This window comes from Pedobacter sp. Leaf170, from assembly GCF_920984665.1.
GTDB lineage: Bacteria > Bacteroidota > Bacteroidia > Sphingobacteriales > Sphingobacteriaceae > Pedobacter.
The window spans coordinates 808,936-832,494 of sequence record NZ_CAKLBP010000001.1; the positions used below are offsets into that span (position 1 = coordinate 808,936).

23 protein-coding genes are annotated in these 23,559 nt (G+C 36.6%); 5 read left to right on the forward strand and 18 right to left on the reverse strand.

The window, feature by feature from the left end; all coding sequences use genetic code 11:
• Positions 1-14: 14 nt before the first annotated feature.
• The 7 genes from murD to mraZ all read right to left on the reverse strand — a co-directional run bounded on the left by murD (position 15) and on the right by mraZ (position 8,168).
• Positions 15-1,403 carry a UDP-N-acetylmuramoyl-L-alanine--D-glutamate ligase gene (murD, locus tag LUA90_RS03750; RefSeq protein ID WP_231490208.1) on the reverse strand — a complete coding sequence of 463 codons (1,389 nt, stop codon included), beginning with the start codon at positions 1,401-1,403 and terminating at the stop codon, positions 15-17.
• 113 nt (positions 1,404-1,516) lie between these two features.
• Positions 1,517-2,764 carry a phospho-N-acetylmuramoyl-pentapeptide-transferase gene (gene mraY / locus LUA90_RS03755; protein WP_231490210.1) on the reverse strand — a complete coding sequence of 416 codons (1,248 nt, stop codon included), beginning with the start codon at positions 2,762-2,764 and terminating at the stop codon, positions 1,517-1,519.
• Positions 2,764-4,221 (reverse strand): UDP-N-acetylmuramoyl-L-alanyl-D-glutamate--2,6-diaminopimelate ligase, encoded by a 1,458-nt coding sequence (locus LUA90_RS03760; RefSeq protein WP_231490212.1) that lies wholly within the window; start codon positions 4,219-4,221, stop codon positions 2,764-2,766. Before LUA90_RS03760 ends, mraY begins: the two co-directional genes overlap by 1 nt.
• Positions 4,222-4,288: 67 nt before the next feature.
• Positions 4,289-6,388, reverse strand: coding sequence for a penicillin-binding protein (locus LUA90_RS03765; RefSeq protein WP_231490214.1), 2,100 nt, complete (start codon positions 6,386-6,388; stop codon positions 4,289-4,291).
• Positions 6,378-6,809 carry an FtsL-like putative cell division protein gene (locus LUA90_RS03770; RefSeq protein ID WP_231490216.1) on the reverse strand — a complete coding sequence of 144 codons (432 nt, stop codon included), beginning with the start codon at positions 6,807-6,809 and terminating at the stop codon, positions 6,378-6,380. Before LUA90_RS03770 ends, LUA90_RS03765 begins: the two co-directional genes overlap by 11 nt.
• Positions 6,806-7,711, reverse strand: a complete 906-nt coding sequence (gene rsmH / locus LUA90_RS03775; RefSeq protein WP_231461931.1) for a 16S rRNA (cytosine(1402)-N(4))-methyltransferase RsmH — start codon at positions 7,709-7,711, stop codon at positions 6,806-6,808. The genes LUA90_RS03770 and rsmH overlap by 4 nt, the downstream gene beginning before the upstream one ends.
• A complete protein-coding gene (gene mraZ / locus LUA90_RS03780) occupies positions 7,701-8,168 on the reverse strand; it encodes a division/cell wall cluster transcriptional repressor MraZ (protein ID WP_231461924.1) in 468 nt (155 codons plus the stop codon). The genes rsmH and mraZ overlap by 11 nt, the downstream gene beginning before the upstream one ends.
• A gap of 378 nt (positions 8,169-8,546) precedes the next feature.
• Here mraZ and LUA90_RS03785 point away from each other — a divergent pair, with 378 nt between their 5' ends.
• From LUA90_RS03785 to LUA90_RS03795, 3 genes are all read left to right on the forward strand, one after another.
• A complete protein-coding gene (locus LUA90_RS03785) occupies positions 8,547-8,942 on the forward strand; it encodes a hypothetical protein (RefSeq protein WP_231461922.1) in 396 nt (131 codons plus the stop codon).
• Between the two features lie 64 nt (positions 8,943-9,006).
• Positions 9,007-10,179: an AraC family transcriptional regulator gene (locus LUA90_RS03790; protein WP_231490218.1), complete on the forward strand. Its 1,173-nt coding sequence runs from the start codon at positions 9,007-9,009 to the stop codon at positions 10,177-10,179.
• 139 nt (positions 10,180-10,318) lie between these two features.
• Complete coding sequence (locus LUA90_RS03795; RefSeq protein WP_231461919.1) at positions 10,319-10,516, forward strand: hypothetical protein; 198 nt, start codon at positions 10,319-10,321, stop codon at positions 10,514-10,516.
• Between the two features lie 96 nt (positions 10,517-10,612).
• On the opposite strand, the gene pgk is transcribed toward LUA90_RS03795, so the two are convergent.
• The 11 genes from pgk to LUA90_RS03850 all read right to left on the reverse strand — a co-directional run bounded on the left by pgk (position 10,613) and on the right by LUA90_RS03850 (position 19,053).
• Positions 10,613-11,806, reverse strand: coding sequence for a phosphoglycerate kinase (gene pgk, locus LUA90_RS03800; protein ID WP_231490220.1), 1,194 nt, complete (start codon positions 11,804-11,806; stop codon positions 10,613-10,615).
• A 5-nt stretch (positions 11,807-11,811) separates the two neighbouring features.
• Complete coding sequence (locus tag LUA90_RS03805; RefSeq protein WP_231490221.1) at positions 11,812-12,249, reverse strand: GNAT family N-acetyltransferase; 438 nt, start codon at positions 12,247-12,249, stop codon at positions 11,812-11,814.
• Positions 12,250-12,384: 135 nt separating this feature from the next.
• Positions 12,385-13,377, reverse strand: a complete 993-nt coding sequence (gene gap / locus LUA90_RS03810) for a type I glyceraldehyde-3-phosphate dehydrogenase (RefSeq protein ID WP_231490222.1) — start codon at positions 13,375-13,377, stop codon at positions 12,385-12,387.
• A 186-nt stretch (positions 13,378-13,563) separates the two neighbouring features.
• Positions 13,564-14,538 carry an MraY family glycosyltransferase gene (locus tag LUA90_RS03815; RefSeq protein ID WP_231490224.1) on the reverse strand — a complete coding sequence of 325 codons (975 nt, stop codon included), beginning with the start codon at positions 14,536-14,538 and terminating at the stop codon, positions 13,564-13,566.
• Positions 14,539-14,815: 277 nt separating this feature from the next.
• Positions 14,816-15,163 carry a DUF86 domain-containing protein gene (locus tag LUA90_RS03820; RefSeq protein ID WP_231490226.1) on the reverse strand — a complete coding sequence of 116 codons (348 nt, stop codon included), beginning with the start codon at positions 15,161-15,163 and terminating at the stop codon, positions 14,816-14,818.
• Positions 15,150-15,461 (reverse strand): nucleotidyltransferase family protein, encoded by a 312-nt coding sequence (locus tag LUA90_RS03825; RefSeq protein WP_231490228.1) that lies wholly within the window; start codon positions 15,459-15,461, stop codon positions 15,150-15,152. The genes LUA90_RS03820 and LUA90_RS03825 overlap by 14 nt, the downstream gene beginning before the upstream one ends.
• A 48-nt stretch (positions 15,462-15,509) precedes the next feature.
• The gene (locus LUA90_RS03830) at positions 15,510-16,253 is read right to left on the reverse strand and encodes a glycosyltransferase family 2 protein (RefSeq protein WP_231490230.1); all 744 of its coding nucleotides are present in this window, start codon (positions 16,251-16,253) and stop codon (positions 15,510-15,512) included.
• A 587-nt stretch (positions 16,254-16,840) separates the two neighbouring features.
• Entirely contained in the window at positions 16,841-17,278 is a 438-nt protein-coding gene (locus tag LUA90_RS03835; protein ID WP_231490232.1) for a hypothetical protein, read from the reverse strand.
• Between the two features lie 106 nt (positions 17,279-17,384).
• Positions 17,385-17,888 carry a hypothetical protein gene (locus LUA90_RS03840; protein WP_231490234.1) on the reverse strand — a complete coding sequence of 168 codons (504 nt, stop codon included), beginning with the start codon at positions 17,886-17,888 and terminating at the stop codon, positions 17,385-17,387.
• Positions 17,889-17,999: 111 nt separating this feature from the next.
• Positions 18,000-18,398: a hypothetical protein gene (locus LUA90_RS03845; RefSeq protein WP_231490236.1), complete on the reverse strand. Its 399-nt coding sequence runs from the start codon at positions 18,396-18,398 to the stop codon at positions 18,000-18,002.
• 379 nt (positions 18,399-18,777) lie between these two features.
• Positions 18,778-19,053 (reverse strand): hypothetical protein, encoded by a 276-nt coding sequence (locus tag LUA90_RS03850; RefSeq protein ID WP_231490237.1) that lies wholly within the window; start codon positions 19,051-19,053, stop codon positions 18,778-18,780.
• A gap of 699 nt (positions 19,054-19,752) precedes the next feature.
• Here LUA90_RS03850 and LUA90_RS03855 point away from each other — a divergent pair.
• Both LUA90_RS03855 and LUA90_RS03860 read left to right on the forward strand, forming a co-directional pair.
• On the forward strand, positions 19,753-20,586 hold the full coding sequence (locus LUA90_RS03855; protein WP_231490239.1) for a polysaccharide biosynthesis/export family protein: 834 nt from the start codon (positions 19,753-19,755) through the stop codon (positions 20,584-20,586).
• A gap of 309 nt (positions 20,587-20,895) precedes the next feature.
• A complete protein-coding gene (locus tag LUA90_RS03860) occupies positions 20,896-23,298 on the forward strand; it encodes a polysaccharide biosynthesis tyrosine autokinase (protein ID WP_231490241.1) in 2,403 nt (800 codons plus the stop codon).
• Positions 23,299-23,559 lie beyond the last annotated feature (261 nt).

Consider the following 23,559-nt stretch of genomic DNA (forward strand, 5'->3'; position numbering starts at 1 on the left):
CCGTTAACCTCCTTCTATAATTCTTTTACTGCCGCTTTAAACTGATTGCCGCGGTCTTCATAATTTTTGAACAAATCGAAGCTTGCACATGCCGGTGATAATAAAACAGCATCGCCACGTTTTGCAAGGTGGAAAGCAATTTGTGCGGCTTCCTCAGCTGAAAAAGTGTTTACAATAACTTCCACATCATCTTCAAAAGCATCGTGAATACGTTTATTATCTTTACCTAAACATACAATCGCTTTCACTTTGCTTTTAACCAAATCTTTAAGCATGCTGTAATCATTGCCTTTATCTACGCCACCCATTATCAAAACCACATCAGTTGTCATGCTTTCTAAAGCATACCATGTAGAATTAACATTAGTTGCTTTACTATCGTTGATGAAATCAATTCCAGAGATTTTGGCCACATGCTCAAGGCGGTGTTCAATATTTTTGAAATTGCCCATACTCTCACGAATAGAATCATTTCTTAACTCTAAAACTTTAGCTACAATGCCCGAAGCCATAGAGTTGTAAATGTTATGCTTGCCTTGTAAGGCTAATTCTGTAATAGACATGGCTAGTTCGTTATTTGGTTCAATGTGTATGTGTATTGTATTATTTACTAAATCAGCACCGTTTTCTACCTCATTAATAATAGAAAAAGTGTAGGTTTTAGCGAGTGGTTGTACGCTCTGTAATGCCTTTAATGTTTCCTCATCATCAGCGCAGTAAATAAATGTATCTGCAGTGGATTGATTTTGAATGATGCGCATTTTGGAGGCAGCATAATTTTCAAGCTTGTAATCGTATCTATCTAAATGGTCGGGTGTGATGTTCAGCAATACAGCTATATCAGCTTTGAAATCAAACATATCATCCAGCATAAAGCTTGAAATCTCCAACACATACCAATCAAAATTTTCTGTTGCAACTTGTGCTGCAAAACTTTGTCCGATGTTACCTGCTAAGCCAACATTTAAACCTGCATTTTTTAAGATGTGATAAGTAAGTAAACTGGTCGTCGACTTACCGTTTGAACCGGTAATGCAAACGGTTTTAGCTTTAGTATATCGCTTTGCAAATTCAATCTCAGAAATAACCGGAATGCCTGATGCAACCAATTTTTTAATAATTGGCGCCGAAGGTGGAATGCCGGGGCTTTTAATCACCTGATTTGCATTTAAAATAAGTTCTTCTGTGTGCTGCTCCGATTCAAATGGAACAGCTATCTTTTGAAGCTCGGCTTGGTATTTATCAGCAATAACACCAAAATCTGAAACAAAAACATCGAAACCTTGCTGTTGGGCAAGTTTAGCTGCACCAACTCCGCTTTCGCCTGCACCCAAAATTACAACACGACCCAGCCCTGCCATTGCTGAGGGAGTAGTATTGGTTGTATTTTGATTAGTGCTCATTTTTAATTCTTTTATTAAACCACCTAAGACACCTTAGATAGACTTTTTACTTTCGACTTATTACTTTGTACTTTCTACTTTAAACTTTCAACTCTTCACTTTCCACTTAATCCCTATCTCAACTTCAAGGTTACAATCGTCATGATGGCGAGCATAATGCCTATAATCCAGAAGCGGGTAACAATTTTTGCTTCGTGATAGCCCTTTTTCTGGTAATGGTGATGCAAAGGCGACATCAGGAAAATCCTCCGGCCTTCGCCAAATTTCTTTTTTGTGTATTTGAAATAAGATACCTGCATAATTACTGAAACCAGTTCTATCAAAAACACACCACAAAGGATTGGAATCAAAAGTTCTTTACGAATCATAATCGCGAAAGAAGCGATAATTCCACCGATGGCTAAACTGCCGGTATCGCCCATAAAAACCTGAGCCGGATAAGAGTTATACCAAAGAAAGCCAACACAAGCACCTACAAATGCACCGGCAAAAATCATCAGCTCGCCCGAATTCGGGATGTACATAATGTTCAGATAATCAGCAAAACCGGTATTTCCGGAAACGTAGGCTAAAATACCCAGGGTTGTACCAATAACGGCCGATGTACCAGTGGCAAGCCCATCAATACCATCTGTAATATTTGCTCCGTTTGATACCGCAGTAATGATAAACACAGTAAAAGCTAAGAATACCAGAAATGCATATTTTTCATATCCCGTTCCTAAAAACTTAAGTACTTTGGCATAATCAAACTCATTATTTTTATAAAAGGGAATATTGGTTTTAGTTGATTTAACATCCTGCGTATAGTAAAAGGTTTCTCCTTTTTGGCGCAACACCATTGGCACAGAAGAGGTGTTTTTTACATCATCTTTAACCGTTTGGCGAACCACAATATTCGGGTGAAAATACATGGTACAACCTACAATTATACCCAAACCCACCTGACCAACAACTTTAAATCTTCCGGCTAAACCTTCTTTATTTTTTTTAAAAACCTTGATGTAATCATCCAGAAAACCAATTGCTCCCATCCAGATGGTGGTAATAATCATTAGGATAACATACACGTTTGCGATGTTTGCAAATAACAATGTTGGAATTAAAATACCAAGCAGAATAATGATTCCACCCATAGTAGGCGTACCTTGTTTTTGCATTTGGCCTTCAAGCCCTAAATTTCTTACCGTTTCGCCAACTTGTTTAGTGTGCAGGTAATCAATTAATCTACGACCGTAAACAGTTGTGATAATCAGCGATAAAATAATGGAAACAGAGGCACGGAAAGTAATGTACTGAAACAACCTTAATCCAGGAATATCGTAATGCTTATGCAGGTATTCGAATAATAAATATAACATTAGCGGCGAAGGTTAAATTGTTCAAGTAATATTTCCTTATCATCAAAGTGGTTTCTTACACCATTTATTTCCTGGTATTTTTCGTGTCCTTTTCCGGCAATCAAAATAATATCTCCGCTTTGTGCTAAATGGCAAGCCGTTTTTATAGCTTCCTTTCTATCCAAAATGGATAAGGTTTTACGTTTGTTACTTGGCGAAACACCAACTTCCATATCATCAATTATGCTTTGCGGATTTTCAGTACGTGGATTATCGGAAGTAAGGATAACTTTATCGCTCCAATCACAGGCAACCTGAGCCATTATTGGTCGCTTGGTTTTATCTCTGTCGCCACCGCAACCTATAACAGTAATCACCTGTTCATTTCCCTTTCTAATGTCAGCAATGGTATTCAAGACATTTTGTACAGCATCCGGAGTATGTGCATAATCAACAATTCCGATTATTTTATCATCAGAAACGATATAATCAAAACGACCTTCAGCCCCGGTTAAACGGCTTAAAAGTGTTAAAACCTTTAATTTATCTTGCTCTAATAAAATTGCTGTACCATAAACCGCCAGTAAATTATAGGCGTTGAACGAACCGATTAATTTGAAATAAACATCTTCATTATCAATATCCAAATGCAAACCAGCGAAACCGTTTTCAACTATTTTAGCTTTAAAATCGGCAAGTTGTTTAAGCGCATAGGTTTTTTTATGAGCTTTGGTATTTTGTAACATCACCATACCGTTTTTATCATCAATATTGGTTAATGCAAAAGCAGATTTAGGCAGCATGTCGAAAAATGTTTTCTTTGCCTTTAAATAAGCATCGAAAGTTTTGTGAAAATCTAAATGGTCATGCGTAAGGTTAGAAAACACTCCCCCCGAAAAGGTTAAACCCTCAATTCTGTGCTGCGAAACTGCATGGGAGCTTACTTCCATAAAACAATAATCGCAGCCCGCATCTACCATATCTTTTAACAAATGATTTAATGCGACCGGGTTTGGAGTAGTATGTGTAGATGGAACAACTGTATTATTCACGAAATTTTCAACCGTAGAAATTAAGCCGGTTTTGTAACCTAAATCTTTAAACAGCTTATATAATATTGTAGCAATTGTTGTTTTACCGTTGGTACCGGTAATGCCTACTAGCTTAAGTTCTTTTGACGGATTACCGTAAAAATTGCCCGCCATAATGCCCAAAGCAACTGAAGTATTATCTACTTTAACATAGGTAACACTGTAATCTTCAATTTCCGGCAGGTTTTCGCAGATGATAACTGCTGCACCCTGAGATACCGTTTGACTAATATACTGATGACCATCTGCCGCCGTGCCAACGATTGCAAAAAACACATCATCTTTAGCAACTTTACGCGAATCAAAATTAAGTGCAGCAATTTCCCTATCGGTTTTGCCAACCAATTCTTTAATCGTTACACCATATAATAAATCCTGTAATTGCATATATTTTATTTTTGAATGATTGAAATCTGTGGACTCAAAGTCCTGAAATCCCAATCAGTCTTATATTTTAATCTAATTGTATATCTACCAATAATCCTTTGCTAACCTTCACACCTGCCTGTACGGATTGCCTGATAACTTTTCCAGAACCTGAAACCCTGGTCTTTAAACCTGCGTTACCTAAAAGATAAAGCGCATCCTTTAATCCCATTCCTGATACATTCGGCATAACACCTTTACGCTCGCTGTTTTCCTGGAAAATTGTTCCTGCACTGGTATCTATTGTATTGTAATATTCAGATTTAGAAGCAAAAAGTGGTTTAAAACCAAATGCTTTGTAAACTTTTTGAGTTGCTTTACTTTGTCCGGCTTTTGTTGGCGGATTGCCTGTATTACCTACCAACCTCGTTGGCACATCGTTATACATTTGCATGTCGCTGGCGTAAATTCTATCAGCTATTTCTCTGAATACCGGTCCAGAAACCAAAGCACCATAATAAGCACCTTTCGGGTCGTTAATCACCACAATCATCGAATATTTTGGTTTATCAGCAGGGAAATATCCTACAAAAGATGCCTGATATTGTCTGTTGGCCTTATAACCTTTATTGGCGTCAGCAACCTGGGCAGTACCTGTTTTACCTGCGATTTTATAAAGTGGGTTGTAAACAATCTGCTTTCCACTACCTTCAGTTACCACACCTTCAAGCATTTTTCTCATTTTGCTAAGGGTTTCATCCGAGCAAATTTTTTCATTAATAACACGGGCTTTAAACTGCTCAATCGGATTACCTAGTCTTCTGATTTCTTTCACAAAGATTGGGGCAATATATTTACCGTTATTTGCAACCGCATTATAAAAAGAAAGCATTTTCAAAGGCGTTAACTGCATTTCGTAACCATAAGCCATTTGTGGCAAAGTCATTTTTCCCCAGCTTTTATTTGTTTTTGGATTTTTAACAACTGGCATTGCTTCTCCAGGAATTTGAAGACCCATTTTTTCATTCAAATGCCAGTCATAGAGGTGGTCTGTAAATTTTATTGGATCAGCTCCATAATGCATGTTAATCAATTTAGCAATCGCTGCATTTGAAGATTCCTCGAAAGCTCTTTTAACTGTTACTGAAGTGACTACTGGGTGTGAATCTGTAATTAATTTTCCAGGAATCTGGTAATAACCTGTCCCTATCATTGTGTTGGTATCTACCAATTTATCTTCAAGTAAAGCCATATACGAGGCTAACTTAAATGTTGAGCCTGGATCTTGATTACCCGCAATAGCATAGTTAAATTTTTCCTTATAAATACCCTCTTCAACTTTTGAGAAATTAGCTACAGCTCTAATTTCTCCTGTTTCAACCTCCATTAAAATAGCCGTTCCATGGTCTGCTTTAGTTGCTATCAATTGTTTCTCTAATGCATTTTGAACTAAATCCTGCATATTAACATCGATAGTAGAAATAATATCGGCACCATCTTTCGGAGCTACTTCTTCTTCATCATTTACCGGAACATACACACCACCAGCAATACGCTGCATTAGCCTTTTACCGGTTTCGCCATTGATGTAGTTTGTATAAGCACCTTCTAAACCTACACCGTTTTTAACATTGGCATTTTTATATCCAATGGTACGGGCAGCCAATGCCTGAAAAGGCAAAATGCGTTTGTTTTGCTGCACAGCGATTAACCCACCGCTGAACTTACCTACGTTGTACAAAGGAAAAGTTCTTACTGTTTTTAAATCCGAATAACTTACCTTACGGCGAATTAATAAGTAACGGGCACTGTCCGCACGACCTTTACGAAGCATTCGCGAATAATCTTTTGCAGATTTATCCTGAAAAATACCTGCAAGCTTAATGGCCAGCGAATCAACTTTTTCGTTAAAAATTTTATCATCTGCGATACCACCGGCAAACATATCCATGTGCAATTCATATTCCGGAACCGAGGTTGCCAGTAAACTGCCATCGTTTGAATATATGTTACCTCGAGTGGCCTCTACAGGTAAATATTTTGTGGAAAGACTATCAGCCATAGCTCTCCATTTATGCCCCTGTACAAATTGTACCTGGCCAAGGCGTAAAACTACCGCCAAAGCAAAAAGCACAATTAAGCCAAATGCCAGATATACACGAAGCAATATGTTTGCTCTAATATTCATCGCTTTTAACAATTATTTTTTTTGGAGGTTCTATTAATTCTTTTATGCCTAGTGTATCAACTTTTTTAGCCACTTCGGTTAGTTTGCTTTTAAACATCAACTCGGCTTTCATCGATTTATATTCCCACCTTAATTCTTTTACTTCTTTATTCAGCTTATCAATACGGCGAACATTATTTACTGCAAAATGGCTGTTAGCGATATAAATCATCCCTAAAAAAGCCAGAAAGCATAAAAACGGCAATGCATCTGTAGCCGCTTCTTTTGATATTACACCTTCTATAAAGAACTTACCTAAAAAGGTTTCTGCAAATTTTTTCTCTTCTTCAGTTTTTACCCGCTCAGTTTTTACCTTTTGTGTCTTTACCTTTAATTCAGGTTCAGGCCCTAACTCCTCTTCATCTTCTCTAAACCTGTTCATATCTTTTCAGCTATTCTTAACTTTGCACTCCGAGCCCGGTTATTTTGAGCAATCTCTTCTTCTGTAGCAACTATCGCCTTGCGTGTAATTACATTGAATGGTTTTTGCTGGTTACCAAAAAAATCTTTTTCAACCTCGCCCTGAAATTTACCTTTGGCCATAAAATTTTTTACAGGCCTATCTTCTAATGAATGATAAGACATCACCACCAAATGACCACCTGGCTTTAAAACCTCAGCCGCTTGCTGTAAAAAGTTTTCCAACACCTGGATTTCAGCATTAACTTCAATCCTCAAAGCCTGAAATACCTGCGCTAAATATTTGTTCTCTTTTCCTTTCGGGATGTATGTAGCGATTGCAGATTTAAAACTATCGATATCTGTAAATGGAGAATCTAAACGTGTCGTTACAATAGCTCTGGCTAGTGATTTAGCATTTTTAACTTCTCCATATATTCCAAAAATCTTATGAAGCTTATCTTCTGAGTAAGTATTTAAAACCTCAGCCGCGGTTAAACGTCCGTTTTTATCCATCCTCATGTCCAAATCTGCGTTAAAGCGAATAGAAAAGCCCCGTTCAGGAATATCAAACTGGTGAGAAGAAACGCCTAAATCTGCTAAAATGCCATCAACCTGTTTAAAGCCGTTTAAGCGCAAATTATTTTTAAGGAAACCAAAATTCTGATCGATAAAGATGAAACGATCATCTGCAGGAATATTTGCCTGCGCATCTGCATCCTGATCGAAAGCAATTAATCTTCCATTTTTACCAAGATGTTTCAAAATTTCTTTAGAATGACCGCCACCACCGAAGGTAACATCAACATAAACGCCATCGGGCTTAATATTTAAACCATCAATACAGGGCTGAAGCATAACAGGGATGTGGTAATTATTCTCCATCAAGGCCTCCTTTCTTTCCACCCATAACCTTTTGTGCTAATGCAGCAAAATTCTCTGGTACGTCATCAAAAATATCTTCGTATGATTTTTTATCCCAAACTTCGATTTTATCCAGCTGACCAGCTAAAACAACATCACTACTTAAGCCAGCATATTCTGCAAGCGATTTTGGAATTAAAACACGACCCGCAGCATCAAGATTAATTTCGGTTGCACCACGAGTAAACGAACGGATAAACATCCTAACCTCTGTGTCATAAGCATTCAATTTGCCTATTTCAACAAGCACTTTATCCCAAACAGATTTAGGATAAATAACAAGATTTTTCTCAAAACCGCGGTTAATAATAAATACATCTTTCTCATTTTCAGGCAATTGTTTCTTAAGCGCAGCAGGTACCATAAGGCGTCCCTTTGCGTCAAGTTTACAATCAAATTCACCTAAAAGTTGAGTCATAGCGGTGTTTACACTTTTTATGTAGTGTAAAAGTAAAGAGTTCTACCACTTTTTACCACTTTTTACCACAAAAAAGTTTTCCACATCACTTTTCTCCCACCGAAGACTAAAATACAGGGATTAAAAAACCCCTTTCAGCATTGATTAAATGGCTTATCGACTGATAAAAAGCCAGTTAGCTGACCCTGATTTTTTCGTCAGTTAAAAATTATTTTCATCATCAACGACTAAATATCCACCATTAATAAGGCAACAAATATACCTTCATGACAGTCGTTTTTGCCGAAATGTTATAAACATCATAACATTTGAGATTTCAGCTGTGCGAACATATTTTGTGTATAAATGTTATTATCAGATAATTATATTAAAATGAAGATGAATTTGAAACAGACCGCAAAGATTTTATTAGGTGCAGGATTGATTTTTGCTGGTATTGGTCATTTAACTTTTGCCAGAAAGGATTTCCAGGCACAGGTACCGGATTGGGTACCGCTAAAAAAGGATGATACCGTTGTATTATCTGGCATCGGAGAGATTGCCTTGGGTGCTGCTTTGATTGTAACACCAAAAAAATATGAAAAGCATGTTGGAGTAATGGCAGCGCTAATGTTTGTAGCAGTATTTCCTGGTAATATTGCACAATACACCAATAAACGCAGTGCTTTTGGGTTGGATACAGATATCAAAAGATTCGCCCGCCTGTTTTTTCAACCGGTACTTATTTACTGGGCGTTAAAAAGTTGCAATGCCTTAAAAAATAAGAGCAATTAGGAATATTAACCATCAAAATATATTAGATTATTAATTTTGGAATCCCTTAACTAAATGTAGCCTCTTGCATCCCTTTTTTTTAACCGTTATTGGTGCAATTTTTATATTATCCCTTGTTGTAATCCTTTTATGGATATACGGACGAGATAAGAAGTATCAAAATGCTTTATTAGCTGTTGCAATTGGCGGCACTGCATGGTACGCCATGATATTTCTTTTAACGGGTTCGGGCAATATTCAACATTATCCAATCTTATTTAACAAGGGCTTGCCACTATATTATGCTATTGGCCCATGTTTTTACTTGTACCTAAGAGGAGAACTAAATCCCAGCTATAGAAAATTTAATAAGAAACACCTCTTACATTTCTTAATTGTTATACCAGCGCTGGTTTCGGTAATGCCTTATAATTTTCTTGATTTATCGCAACAGCAGCTTGTTGTAAACCGGGTGGCAAAAGATGTTCATTACGCATTTTCAAATAGCAAATATATTGTAGAGCCCTGTCATTGGTTTACTTTTCCGCTTTCAGCACTCATTTATTCTTTCCTTCAGTTAAGACTCACTTATACCACAGCCAAACAAAAAAGAACTAAAACCATTAAATGGGCCTATCTTTTTTCAAGCCTGTTGGCCTTGATATTTCTGGGGATGCTCGCTTTAAATATTGCAATTGTACACAATGCAAACAGTGCCTACTTCATGTTACATAGAAGTCCGCTGATTTTAACACTAGCCTTAACTTTACTTTTACTGAGCCTGTCTTTCTTTTTAAACCCGGAAATGATATTTGGTTTCGCGGTTAAGTTTGAAAAGGAAGATAACAATTTTCCCTCAATCCAGGTTTCGACAGATAATGTCGCTTCAGAAAAACGAAAGGCGAAACCGGTTGATGAGAAGCTGATTGAGCAGGTGGAATACCATGTTATAAAGCGGCAAGCCTTTAAACAAGTTGGCCTAACGATGAGTGAACTTGCTTCTCAAATGGATGTAGCAAATCATAAACTCTCAGATTTATTTAACAACCACTACCAGTCAAACTTCAATACTTATATTAACCATCTGCGAATTAAATATGTAAAGGAACGCCTTGATTCGGGTGACTGGAAACAATATACTTTAGAAGCCATTGCTTTGGAAGCAGGCTTTTCATCAAGAAACACCTTCTTCGTCGCTTTTAAGAAAGTGATGGATAAAAGTCCCTCTACTTATCTTTCAGGACTTAAAAACGGATAATTTTGTAATGATTTTCAATATCAATACAAAAACCACTTCCCTGTTTAAACGATTTATAAATATTAAATAAGATTTTTGTGAGACCATTAACCGAGTGTACGAGCTTGGTTAATGCGGGAAACTAAACTAACAGGCAGCTATGTCAAATTCAGAGAAAAAAACCTTAATGGTTTTTAAAATTACATCAGAGAAGTTTCTGGAACTTCGCAAATATGTTGACTGCGACAAGCGATCGTTAACCATATTTTCTCCTGGTCATAAGATTTCGAGCGGTGCTGTATTCTTAGATAAAACTTCGCTCGAGGCTATGTTCGAGGAGTTTGAAAATGCTTCATAAATACTATTAATCTTTCAACTATAGTATGGCATTTAATGCCTGTGAAAAAGGCCCGGAATTTATTTCGGGCCTTTTCTAATTATTTGCAGGATCTGATTAATCGTTGATTGCTTTAACGCCCGGTAATTCTTTTCCTTCCATATATTCTAATAAAGCTCCACCACCGGTAGATACATAACTTACTTCATCTTCCATACCAAATTTAGCAATTGCTGCAGCAGAATCGCCGCCACCAATTAATGAGAATGCACCATTATCTTTCGTTGCAGCTACAACAGCATCAGCAACAGCTTTGGTGCCTACTTCAAAACTCTCCATTTCGAACACGCCCATCGGGCCATTCCACAATAAGGTTTTAGAATTTTTAATTACTTCCTGAAATAATTCAGCTGATTTAGGACCGATATCAAGGCCCATCCAATCTGCCGGTATCTGACCAGAATCTACATTTTTCTTATCAGCATCATTGGCAAATTTATCAGCAATTACAGTATCAAGGGGAAGAATTAAGTTTACACCTTTAGCTTTTGCTTTTTCTATTAACTCTAAAGAAAGTTCTTGTTTATCAGCTTCTAAAAGTGAAGTGCCGATTTCTCCGCCCTGCGCTTTTGCAAATGTGTAAGCCATACCACCGCCAATAATCAGGTTATCGACTTTATCTAATAACTTTTCAATTAAAAGAATTTTATCCGACACTTTTGCGCCACCCATAATTGCAGTAAAAGGTCTCTCGGGATGATTTAGTACCTTCTCTGCATTCTCTACTTCAGAAGCCATCAGATAACCAAAGTATTTTGCATCAGGAAAAAATTCTGCAACAATTGCCGTTGAAGCATGCGCACGGTGAGCTGTACCAAAAGCATCGTTTACATATACATCACCTAAAGCCGCAAGTTTTTTCGCGAAAGCTTTGTCGCCTTTTTCTTCCTCTTTATAAAAGCGCAAATTCTCTAACAATAAAACTTCACCTGCTGCCAGATTTTTAGCTTCATTTACCGCAGTATCGCCAATACAGTCATCTGCAAATTTAACCTCCAAATCTAACATAGAAGATAAATCAGATAGAATGTGTTTTAAAGAATATTTATCTGTCGGACCATCTTTAGGGCGACCTAAATGCGACATTAAAATAACCGAGCCACCATCTTTCAATATTTTTTGGATGGTTGGAAGTGCAGCACGCATTCTTTTATCGTCAGTAATTTTAAAGTTATCATCCAAAGGGACATTAAAATCTACCCTTATTAAGGCTTTTCTATCTTTAAAGTTAAACTGGTCTATTGTTCTCATGATTATTATTTTGATTTAAGTTTTAATTTCATTTCGTAGTGGAAACCGATTCCGGGAATGTCAAATTCTGGGGATTCGGTTGTGAAACCGATTTTTTTATAAAATGGAGCGGCAGTGGAACGGGCATTGCACCATAAATAATCGGTGTTGTATTCTTTTAAATATTCTATAGCAAAATCAACCAAAGCCTTTCCGTAGCCTTTGCCTCCGTAATCGCTATGCGTAGCCATACCACGCAACTGATAACCTTCTCCCTCATTTTCAAAAAAATCGTTCCGCATAAATGTTGCTACCGATTTTATTTCGCCATCAACCTCATAACCCAAATGAAAGGTATCATAAGCATCATCGCCTTCAAAAATGCAGTGCTCAAATGATTTTCCATTTCTAAGCATCATGCTTCTTAGCGGAAGAACTTCTGTTGCCGATATGAATTTTACCATAGATTTAATTTATTTCGGGGATGTTTCAAATTTATGCAATCGTTCCCGTAAATTAAGGTAATTGCTGGTTTTTTAGTTGATTGGTTTTTAGATTGTAAATTGTTTATTCCTATCAGGTGATTGTTTTTTTACTGTTTATGCTGTAACTGCTTGAATCTTCTTAATTAAATCAACAATTCTATTGCTGTAGCCAAATTCATTATCGTACCAACCCACCACTTTGACTAAATCGCCTACAATAGAAGTAAGCTGTGCATCGAAAACGCAAGAATGTGGGTTATCGATAACATCGATAGAAACAATTGGATCTTCTGTATATTCTAATAGATTAGCCAGTTCATTATCGGCAGCTTTTTTAAATGCGGCGTTAATTTCTTTAACCGTTGTTTTTTGTTTAAGGATGCATGTAAAATCTGTTAAGGAACCATTTAATACCGGAACGCGGATTCCGGCGCCACCCAACCGACCATCCAGTTCTGGAAAAATATGCGTAATGGCCTTTGCGGCACCTGTTGTGGTTGGAATAATTGATGATGAGGCTGCCCTGGCTCTGCGCAAATCTTTATGGTTGCTGTCGTGCAAATTCTGATCGCCCGTCATCGAGTGAACCGTAGTAATGTAACCTTCTTCCACCCCCCAGTTATCATTTAATATTTTTATCATCGGGGCGATGTTGTTGGTGGTACAACTGGCATTTGATAAAATCGGACTTGTTAAATCTATATCTTCATCATTTACGCCTAAAACAACCATAGGGATATCATCAGCCGCCGGAGCAGAGATAATTACCTGCTTTGCGCCAGACTGAATGTGTCCTTCAGCATCTTCTTTCGTTAGGTTTTTGCCAGTACAATCTACTACAATATCCACTTTTAAAGCCGACCAGGGAAGCTGAATAGCGTGTTTCATAGAAAAAAACGGAATAGAAATCCCGTTGATAACGATGGCATCTACTTTGGAATCAACACTGCCTTTAAATACCCCATGAATGGTATCGTATTTAAACAGGTGCGCCATAGTTTTAGGCTCCGATAAGTCATTAATCGCGACCACATCAAAACCCTCGGCCAATGCCAAACGTAAAAAGGTTCTCCCAATTCTGCCAAAGCCGTTTATTGCAATTCTCATTTACTGTAATTAGAGAGCAAAACTAACGTTTATTTCGAGATTGTTGATGATATTATGATGATAAAGACCCCGCCCCCAGATATTTTATACAGTGGTCCGGAGCTCGATGGGTTTATGTGAATATTGATTTCGTTTTACAGAAAGCTATAATTACCGAACGGCAACAAACAAGTGAAAACAGCATAGTTACAACTTGAATATTGCCTTATCATCTTTTCGGCGAAGGCGATAAAATAGGACAAAATCAAAAACCACACACAGACCGATGATAAAAAAAATCAAAAAGAAGTTCCCCAAATGTTGCATTAGAAGTGCCATCGTGATTACCGCAATATTCAGTCCTGCCGTTAGTAGAATAATTTGTGGAGGTTTATACCCTAATCTTTCGAGCCGATGATGAATATGATTTCTGTCTCCGGTAAAAGGGGATTTTCCTTTAATTGTTCTCACCGTAAAAATTCTTAGTGAATCATATATTGGTACAATCAGTATGGAAACAGCAATAGCCGGAGCTGAAAAGACAAAAGGCACTGAGTTTCCAGTAAACTTACTGAGCTCAATAAATTTTATCGACAACGCCGCTGTTACCAGCCCAATGATTAATGCCCCGGTATCACCCATAAAAATTTCCGCAGGATACCAGTTGTACCGAATAAAGCCTGCAATGGCGCCTGTAAGCGCAAAGGCAATAAAAGCATAGGGAATCTGATTCATTAAGGCAAAGAAAACACCGAAAAATAAATTTGCGATTATGCCTATTGAGCCCGCCAGTCCATCTACACCGTCGATTAGGTTAAATGCATTATTTAAAAAAATGATAAGCATTACTGAAAACATACTACCCCACAGCATATTCATATCTCCGATACCTAATACGCCATATAAACTACTCAGCTTAAATCCCCCAAAAAAAACGAGTATAACGGCAACCACTAATTGCAGCACGAACTTGGTACTCGTACTAGTGCCATATACATCGTCCTTTAAACCAAGACCAGCAAGTACAATACAGGCGGTGATAAGAAAATTAGCTTCTTCAAATTTAACGAGTGTAGAAAAAAGCAAAACGCTGATGGTAAAACTTGCAAAAATGGCTAGCCCGCCTAGTCTGGATATATTCCGACTGTGGCTTTTGCGATGCATATCATTAGTATCAAACAAATTATACTTTATTGAAGAATATATCACAGAGGGAATACTAAAGCTGACCATGCATGCCGCTAAAATAGCAATAAAGATGCAGAATAGTTCGGGACTGGATTGTAGTGTTTCTTTTAACAAATCGGCTTCATCATTTTTTTCAAATATAAGAATAGCAATTTTTTAGAGCGATAAATAATACTAACTAATGTGTTTAATATCTATAAACTTTCACGACATCCAAATGAATAGTCTGTTCAAGTTTGTTCACTTTTTTTAAGCAACACGACTTAACTTACTAGGGAATTTTATATGTTAATATAATCTCCCTAATAGCAAAATTTAACTCTGGCAATTTTCGGGTTAGAATATCCCACACAATATCATAATCCACTCCAAAGTAATCATGGATTAGCCGATTCCTGGTGTCTGACATTTTTCTCCATTCAATATTCGGATGAATAACCTTAAAATCAGGATCAACCTTCTTACATGCTTCACCGATAACTTCCAGGCTTCTTATAATTGCACGGGACAATATAGGATCATCGATAACCTCGCTCTTATCTTTATTTTTGGTTGCTTCTTCAATAAATAGTATTTCATCTATGATGTGATTTAGCAATTCAATATTAGATAGTAACATATTCGGTTTGATTTAAAATATAAGGCCCAATATGCTTGCTCAATGATTGGGGCGTCACCAGCTCCACCCTTCTGCCTAGCAGTCCCTCAAGATAGTAAGAAAGATTCATGTAATTATCGTAACTTTTTTCTTCTGGAAGAAATTCGACAAGAAAATCTACATCACTAGTCGTTTTCAGATTTCCGGTAACGAAAGATCCAAAAACACCAAGTTTTGACACACCAAAAGATTTTATCATTTTACGGTTGATTAATAGCGTAGAAAAAAGGGCTTGTTTATTGGAAACCATATTTGTCATGAAACAAATTTACCTTATTATTTTAACTGTAACAAAAGAAAAGCGAGTCTAGAGAAACTGGCCAATTTTTGCAAATTTCTTTTTTAATAAGACTAAAAACGGGAAAGGCAATTTATTTCTTTTAAGCGCCTTATAATCACTTTTTGCAGCCATTAAAATTCCTTTCAGAGTTCCATTGCTTACTCCACCCAAACGCATATTCACCATAAGCATTGGCAGATATTTAGCTTTTATATTATGTACGTACAACAGCCTGAGCATGAAATCATAATCGGCAGCTGTTCCTAAGTCCAAAGCAAAATTTCCGTACTTTTTAAAAATGCTTTTTTTAACATATAACGTTGGATGTGCAGGCATCCATCCGTTAGATAAATCTTTTCTATCCGCTTGCCTGGATGTCCATTTTCTAATTATTTTATTATTTGTTGGTTGGATGTAGTTTAAGTTACCGTAAATTGCTTGCAAAGTTTCATCATTTTTAAAAGCTGTTGAAACTTCAGTAATTATGGAACTGCGTGCGAACATATCATCTGCATTTAATAAGCCTATGACTCTCCCAGTAACTAATTCTAATCCTTTATTTATGGCATGATATAAACCTTCATCAGGTTCTGAAATAAATTTACAGATATGATTTTCGTATTTACGAATAATATTCAAAGTATTATCTGTGGAGGCCCCATCGATAATAATATACTCTAAATCCCCGTAATCTTGGCTAATTACAGATTTAATGCACTCATCAAGAAACTCTTCACCATTATAAACTACCGTTATTACAGATACCTTCATAAATTATTATATATCTTTTAATGTGTCTGATGCAGGGTATATCTATTGTAAAGATAAAAAATACTAGTACATATTCATTTAACGTGCTTTCATTGATAGCTAAAAATAAAAGCTAGAATCTGTTATAGGTACATGAACGTATATTTAATGTAGTAGTATAAATTTAAACCTGTCAAGATTATTAAAGTGACGGGGCATATAGTTACTTTAAAAATGTCATAAGAGCCTTTAGTATGACTTGGGGCAATCCATTGTGCTTAGGTTTCTAAGCCTCAAATACAGGGAATATAATACCACTGGGATTATGAATTGTCGCTAGATCTGAGATCCGAACCATTTAAATCATATGTGGCAAAAATAAGTTTTGGGATTGATAAGAGTGTTATGATCATGTATAACTTTCTAACAAACTAAAATTAATCTTATAGTAACATAAATAAGTTCTGTGAAAATGGAATATATTTTATTATTTAATTCCACTTACTAAGGATGCTTATATAAAAAGAGGCAGATATTACATAATCATAGTTTCATATTATTTTTTTCTTTTATTCCTGCTTGAGTTATGCTCCTGGGATGAAGGTTTATTACACTTGCGTCTTCGTTTTGCGGACGAATACAAAACCAAACACACCAGAAGCTATAACGAATGCCCAAGAATAATCATCTAGGTTGCATTGGATGATATAACTTGAGTAATAAGTGCCTCTAGTTGCCGGGTATCCCAGCAAACCACCTTCACATGTCACAACATATAATAGAGGTGTAGCACCAACGACCAGCATAACACGCCCGCCGCTAACACACGCAAAGCAAGCCTTAGCACCGCTACTAGAACCTATAATGCAAGATCCATCTGTAGCTGGAGAACGATAAACAATTAAATCTGAAGCGATATTAACGTTTGCGGCAGGAGTTGCCTCGAGGGTGTAGAGACTTGTGCCGATTAGGCATCCTTCAGCAGCATAACTTTTATCAAATAATGACGAGATAATCAATGAAAAAAATAAGCATAAGCCTTTCATCTGTAGCGAGTTAATTCGCTACAAAACTAAAGGTACTATTCATTAAACAGATCGTTCGTTTTGTTCATTCTTTATGTTTATTAAATAGCATTTAATAATAAATGGCTTACGTTAATTTCTTGCGCCATATATAGATAAAGCATAATATGCCGACTGGTATAATTAGGAATGGAATATAATTATCCAATGGACACTTAATCGTATTTGTAAAATATCCATAATCTCCTGAAGCATTCGTTGTAACACCAGCAACTATTTTTCTAATTGTACAACCATTTACAGAAGTAACTACGAAAGAAAAGCAGCGATTTAATGGTCGAGGTTCATCCAAATTCCAATCCGAATAACTTACACCAGAACTAGCATTGAAAATTGTACCAGCGTAGGTTTGTAGATATATACGCTGATTATTGACGTTAAAGTATCCATTCAGGTTTTTATCTCTGCACCCCAATTGATTATTCGTTGGAACAAAATAACCTTGAGCCTGGCAGATAAGACTTAAAAATACAAAGATTATAGTAAGGTTTATCTTTTTTAAATTTGAGAAAGGGTTAATTATCGTGAAAGAATGCTTTGTGACTACAGTGATGTTGACTAAAGTTTTCATAGCTTATCAAGTTGACAAGCTTATCAAATCAGCAAAGATTAACCAGAGGATGTAAATATCTCAAAATAAGACACTACAGTATTATATACGTTAATTTCAAATAAAAAGTTTTTACGCTGGATTTTTACAATAAAAGCTTCTATTTTGCATGTAACAAAAGCCAATGAGACCAATTGGTAGAATCAGGAAAGGAATGTAGTCATCAATGGGGCAAGGCAACGGGCCGTAATCAACTAAATAACCATCAAAGGACCCTGTAGAGCTACCAGTGTCATTTACGATAAAACAAGTATTATTTGCTCTCCTATTTGTTAGGCAATAACTTGAACTAGGTGTTAAGTTACGATCAGCATTGTTACGCCAAGTATAATTTGGAACCCCTGGTTTTTGCTGAGTAGATCTGAGATTGAAATATAAATAACCAGAATTCTGCGACACACAACCAGTCGCAGCATGAACAATATCAGAATTAAAGAGAAAAATACATATTAAAGCAAATAATACTTTCATGCTTGATTACGGAACGGGACAGTTTCCATATACAAAAATATACAACTGTATATCAATCACACTAATTATACTACATCATCATACAACTTTTATGGTTTTTGAACAATATTCATAACCAATTATTGAAACGCCACAACTTGCAGGAATTTTTAATCTAAATTCACCTACTTTTTCGAAGAAATCAATAGAAATAATAAATTTTATTAATTCCTTCTTAAGTATGCAAAACCAAATAAACCAACCGGAAGAATTAGCCAAGCCAAATTATCATCAATAGGGCAATTGATATATACGGGCGTAAAGGTTATGGTTCTGTAGGATGTTTTAGGATACCCAGTTAAGCTGATTATGACGATTGCATTCGATTAGAAAGCTATTCCTACACCACGTTAAAATTTTTTTTTCTAAAATATGGAAAGCCTAATATACCAATCGGTAGAATTAGAAAAGGAATATAGTCGTCGAGTGGGCAGGGAACAAAAATGATTCTACTTGCAGGTATATAATAGTTTCCTATTAGCGTTCCATTTACTCTACAAGTTTGACCATTGGTCGTTGCATCATCGTAACTATATTTTGGGCAGGCACTTGGATAAGCTGTACTTGGCGAATTATTATAAGCTACTGGAGCACCAAAATTTCTTGTTCCTGACAAAGCTCCATAATAGATAATTTCACTGGTGGTCCCGTAATTAACAGCACATCCTTGACCAGAGGAATATGACACAGTTAAAATTATGAATGATAATAATGACGTAAAAAATCTGAAACTCCGCATAAAAATCTTAAAAATTTTATGGGATATGCTATAAACAATAGAGGGCGTACAAAAATATAAATCTGGTCGGTATTTCCTAATCATATCAAATTCGACGATAATTGATTAGAAAAATAGAATTGAACTGAACTTTGCTAAGTCTTGTACAAATGTACGATGTTACCTGAAGCGCTTTAAATAGAGGTTTTCCCATAAAAATATCTAATTCTTCCGGGCGGATATGCTTCACATAAATAGGTTTACAAAATTACTTTATCCCCATTTTCTTAAAGAATTGGCTTAGTAGATTCTCTTGATTATTGTCAAGAAAAGCATTTCGAGTTGATATTTGTCAACAACATTAGGCAACTGAACACAATGCGAAATAAAAAACAAGACATCAATTTAAAAACAAGTAATATTAATCCTACTAAAAATCAAACGTTCTGTATTATTCGTTTCGTAAAAGTCATGCTTTAACAATTTGGAATATTCATGATAATTGTCAATTGATGTTTGGGTACATCATATTTTTTCTTCATAAGTCATTTTTTAAATTATTTTTGTAATACCAAACAAACACACTTAAAAGCACGCATGGCCATTTTGAATAGAAGAAACGTATTTATATTTTTAATTCCACTACTATTATTTAGCATATTAAGTGCCTGTTCTGCAAGAAGGGAGCGTAGTCTTTTTAATGCACCAAGTGATATCGTAACAGACACCATTAAACAGGTTTATGTTGTAAACGATCAGGGTATCAGCGATGCTTTTTACAAAATAAAAATCAACGACCAGTTGGCTGTAAGAAATGTTCAAAACCCGGAGTTTGGCGCAACAGGTTCAACAGGATTGGCTAGCTCGGCAATCGGCAGCAGTGCTGGCGCAGCATCAGGCAGTATAAATTCTGTACTTTCTTATCCGGTAGATTTAGATGGTCAGGTTAATTTACCTGCAATAGGCAAAGTTGCAGTTGTAGGGCTGAGCAGAAGGGAGGCCGCGACTAAAATTCAGGATTTATACGCTAAACAATTGTTACGCAATCCTATTATCGAATTAAGTGTAGTTAATTTAAAAGTAACGCTTTTAGGTGAGTTTGGCAGACAAGGGAACTTCCTTTTAGAGAAGGAAAATACTACCCTAATCGATATTATTGGTGAAGCCGGAGGTATCACTAAAACCGCAGATCCAAAAACGTTAAAAATTATTCGTGGCGACCGCAGCAATCCGGAACTTATTTATGTAAACTTAAATGACATTAATAGTTTGGCAAGTAAGAAGCTGATTTTGCAGAATCATGATATTATCGTTTTACAGCCGACAAAAAATGCGGCTACTACGGAGAAATTGCAGAGTTTTAATAATATTTTACAGCCGCTGCTGGTTGTGGTGAATTTAGCGATTTTGATATTTACCGTAACGAAATAAGTTTGGGTGTTATGTTGGCTTGGGTGTCCTAGCCGGACGGGCTTTTTTCTTTTGACAACAAAAGAAACAAAATTGCCGGCTCGCTAGATTTCTTTTAAAGTTATTAGGTTGGCTAATTTCTGCAAACCGAAATCTAGACCATGCCGGTTGAAAAGCGAAACGTAGATGTAGTGGTAAGGCTTTGTTGGGTATAAATATATGGTGCAGAATAAGTTGCGAGATAAACCTCGGCCCCGCCCTCTCCTTAGAGAGCTGCAGCCATCTTGCAACAGAAAACTGATAATAAATTGAGTATATAAATAAAAAACATTGACTGAAACGATTCAAGAAAATAAAGGTGTTAGCCAAAGCATAGATTTTTATAAAATCTTTCGGGTTTTTTTAAGTCGCTGGTATTGGATTGCCGCAACTGTTGGTATTGCTTTAAGCATTGCCTGGGTTTACCTTTGGTATACACCGCCCATTTATCAAACCGGAGCTTCTTTAAAATTGGAAGACAGCAGTCCCTCGTCATTAGGCAGAGATGGTGGTGTACAAGCTTCAAATTATAATTATACAGATAAAATACAGGCAGAGAGTTTTACCATTCGCAGTAATGAAGTAATATCTAATGCTGTAAAAACGCTGGATTATAAAATCAGCTATTACCTAAAAGGAAGGGTTAGAACTACCGAACTCTACCCAAATGTGCCATTTGTTATTGAAATTATTAAGCAAGACAGTGTTAATTTTGACCGTGCCCTTTACGAGGTCACTGCGGCAGATGATGAGCACTTTAATTTATATTTAGCAGATAACGATAAGCTGAAAACGGTTTATAAATACGGTCAGAACATCAATATTGGCAATATGATTTTCCGTATTAAGGATAAAATCCCTGGAAAAAGCACTTACCAGTTCAAGTTCAACAGTAAAGAGGATTTTATCGGAAGGGCTATGGGTGGTCTGTATATTGGTGAAGCGGCTCGTTTTACAAATGTGATGAGTTTGAGCCAAACAGATGCTAATGCTGTATTTGCGGCTGATATTCTTAATGCCATCATGAAGGAATATGTGAAGTATGACATCATCCAAAGAAGGCGTTCTGCAAAACAAACTGTAGATTTTATTGATAGTCAATTAGGGTTTATTGATAATGAGGCCGGGAAATCGGGCAGCAACCTAGCCAATTTCAAAACACAGAATAAATTGGTAGATATGAGCTCATCTACCTCAATGACCGTTGGAAAACTTTCGGATTTTGAGAAGCAAAAAACTGAGCTAAAACTAAAGCAATTTGGAATCAGGCAACTTCAAGAACAGCTAAACAGCAACAAATCTAAAATTGAGATTGGTTTAGATTTAGATGGAGAACTAAATTCGGGATTGAGTTTACTGGTTACTCAACTTAACTCCCTTTTGGCCAATCGTGAAGCAAAGCTTAGTCAATTTAACAGCGACTCGCAACCCGTTAAAAATATAGATCAGCAAATTGCGAACGTAAAAGCAAGCATCAGAAGCAGCGTTGATGCCATGCTTAAAAAGAACGAACAAACCATTAGGTATTTTGATAACCAGATTGCGGGTGTAACGCAAAGCATGAGCACAATTCCGGTTAAAGAGCAAAATTTCGTGAAGCTTCAAACCAATTTTGAAGTCAACAATAAGGTTAGAACATTCTTATCAGAGAAGAAACTTGATGCGGAAATGAATGCTGCGGCAGTGGTTTCGGGGGCATCTATTGTTAACCCTGCCTATCCATCATATTATGCAATCTCTCCAAACGCTAATAAAGCTTACAGTACGGCTTTAACCCTTGGTTTGGCTGCAGGATTCGGGTTGATTCTTTTGGTAAGATTTTTAAATCCTTACATATACGATAAAGAAACTGTTGAAAGCTTAACACATACGCCTATAATCGGGGTGATTAGAAAGTTTCCAGATTTTATTGACCAGGATAGTCGCCAGGCACTATCTTTATCCAAACCTAAATCTGTATTTGCAGAATCGGTTCGTTCCGTTAGGACAAACCTAAGCTTTTTGGCCAGCCATAAGCAAAGCAAAGTTATTTGTATTACTTCAGAAATTTCCGGGGAAGGAAAATCATTTGTAACTGTAAACCTGGCCAGTACGCTTGCTTTAATTGAAAAACGTGTAGTTTTAATTGCTGCCGATTTACGTAAATCGAAGTTGCATAAGGCATTTGGGAGTGATAATAAAAAAGGATTAAGCTCTTTATTATCTGGTCAGGCCACTTTGCAAGATGTAATGATACATGATGACATGCATCATATTGATTTCATTCCATCCGGACCGGTGCCGCCAAATCCTTCTGAGTTATTGCATACAGAAGCTATGAAAGAATTGTTAAAGGATTTGCAAGCGAAATACGATTACGTATTGGTAGATACGGCACCAGTAGGTCTGGTATCAGATGCCATCCCGCTTATTCGTTCTTCTGATGTTAATTTATTTGTTATCCGTTCGGGCGTTTCGCAACAGAGGGCAGCAAATATTCCGGAGCGGTTATCAAGGGAGTATGGTTTAAGCAATCTTGCTATCGTATTAAATGCCTTTGGCGATGATGCGCTGTATTCAAATTATTATACCACAGATTACTCAAGGGGAGGCGGAAACAGTACATATTACTATTCTGATTACTCTGGTTATTCGGGTTCTGGTTATTATGATGATGAAAATAGAAAATGGTGGATGTTTTGGAAGAAGAAGTAAGGGTTTAGGGTTTAGGGTTTAGGGTTTAGGGTTTAGGGTTTAGGGTTTAGGGGAAAGTTTTGAATTGTAATATTGTTTGTAGTTTATGTTTACTTCAGTCCCGCCCTCTCCATGAAGAGCGGGCGCTATTATGAATAGATTTTAAAAATTACTAAATAAGATAAAAGTATATGCGCTCGCCGAAGCAGAACGGATATCTTTTGATAACAAAAAGATAAAAATATCGAGGTGCTAAATAACCTCACCCCCCGACCTCTCCTT

What these genes read in the sequence shown, in the direction of transcription:
- pgk (WP_231490220.1), bottom strand. Translation starts at nt 11,806, where the DNA reads ATGAGAACAATAGACCAGTTTAACTTTAAAGATAGAAAAGCCTTAATA.
- mraY (WP_231490210.1), bottom strand. Translation starts at nt 2,764, where the DNA reads ATGTTATATTTATTATTCGAATACCTGCATAAGCATTACGATATTCCT.
- LUA90_RS03820 (WP_231490226.1), bottom strand. Translation starts at nt 15,163, where the DNA reads ATGTTACTATCTAATATTGAATTGCTAAATCACATCATAGATGAAATA.
- LUA90_RS03795 (WP_231461919.1), top strand. Translation starts at nt 10,319, where the DNA reads ATGTCAAATTCAGAGAAAAAAACCTTAATGGTTTTTAAAATTACATCA.
- mraZ (WP_231461924.1), bottom strand. Translation starts at nt 8,168, where the DNA reads ATGACTCAACTTTTAGGTGAATTTGATTGTAAACTTGACGCAAAGGGA.
- LUA90_RS03765 (WP_231490214.1), bottom strand. Translation starts at nt 6,388, where the DNA reads ATGAATATTAGAGCAAACATATTGCTTCGTGTATATCTGGCATTTGGC.
- LUA90_RS03855 (WP_231490239.1), top strand. Translation starts at nt 19,753, where the DNA reads ATGGCCATTTTGAATAGAAGAAACGTATTTATATTTTTAATTCCACTA.
- LUA90_RS03760 (WP_231490212.1), bottom strand. Translation starts at nt 4,221, where the DNA reads ATGCAATTACAGGATTTATTATATGGTGTAACGATTAAAGAATTGGTT.
- LUA90_RS03840 (WP_231490234.1), bottom strand. Translation starts at nt 17,888, where the DNA reads ATGAAAACTTTAGTCAACATCACTGTAGTCACAAAGCATTCTTTCACG.
- murD (WP_231490208.1), bottom strand. Translation starts at nt 1,403, where the DNA reads ATGAGCACTAATCAAAATACAACCAATACTACTCCCTCAGCAATGGCA.
- LUA90_RS03785 (WP_231461922.1), top strand. Translation starts at nt 8,547, where the DNA reads ATGAATTTGAAACAGACCGCAAAGATTTTATTAGGTGCAGGATTGATT.
- LUA90_RS03770 (WP_231490216.1), bottom strand. Translation starts at nt 6,809, where the DNA reads ATGAACAGGTTTAGAGAAGATGAAGAGGAGTTAGGGCCTGAACCTGAA.
- LUA90_RS03830 (WP_231490230.1), bottom strand. Translation starts at nt 16,253, where the DNA reads ATGAAGGTATCTGTAATAACGGTAGTTTATAATGGTGAAGAGTTTCTT.
- LUA90_RS03845 (WP_231490236.1), bottom strand. Translation starts at nt 18,398, where the DNA reads ATGAAAGTATTATTTGCTTTAATATGTATTTTTCTCTTTAATTCTGAT.
- LUA90_RS03825 (WP_231490228.1), bottom strand. Translation starts at nt 15,461, where the DNA reads ATGACAAATATGGTTTCCAATAAACAAGCCCTTTTTTCTACGCTATTA.
- gap (WP_231490222.1), bottom strand. Translation starts at nt 13,377, where the DNA reads ATGAGAATTGCAATAAACGGCTTTGGCAGAATTGGGAGAACCTTTTTA.
- LUA90_RS03835 (WP_231490232.1), bottom strand. Translation starts at nt 17,278, where the DNA reads ATGAAAGGCTTATGCTTATTTTTTTCATTGATTATCTCGTCATTATTT.
- rsmH (WP_231461931.1), bottom strand. Translation starts at nt 7,711, where the DNA reads ATGGAGAATAATTACCACATCCCTGTTATGCTTCAGCCCTGTATTGAT.
- LUA90_RS03805 (WP_231490221.1), bottom strand. Translation starts at nt 12,249, where the DNA reads ATGGTAAAATTCATATCGGCAACAGAAGTTCTTCCGCTAAGAAGCATG.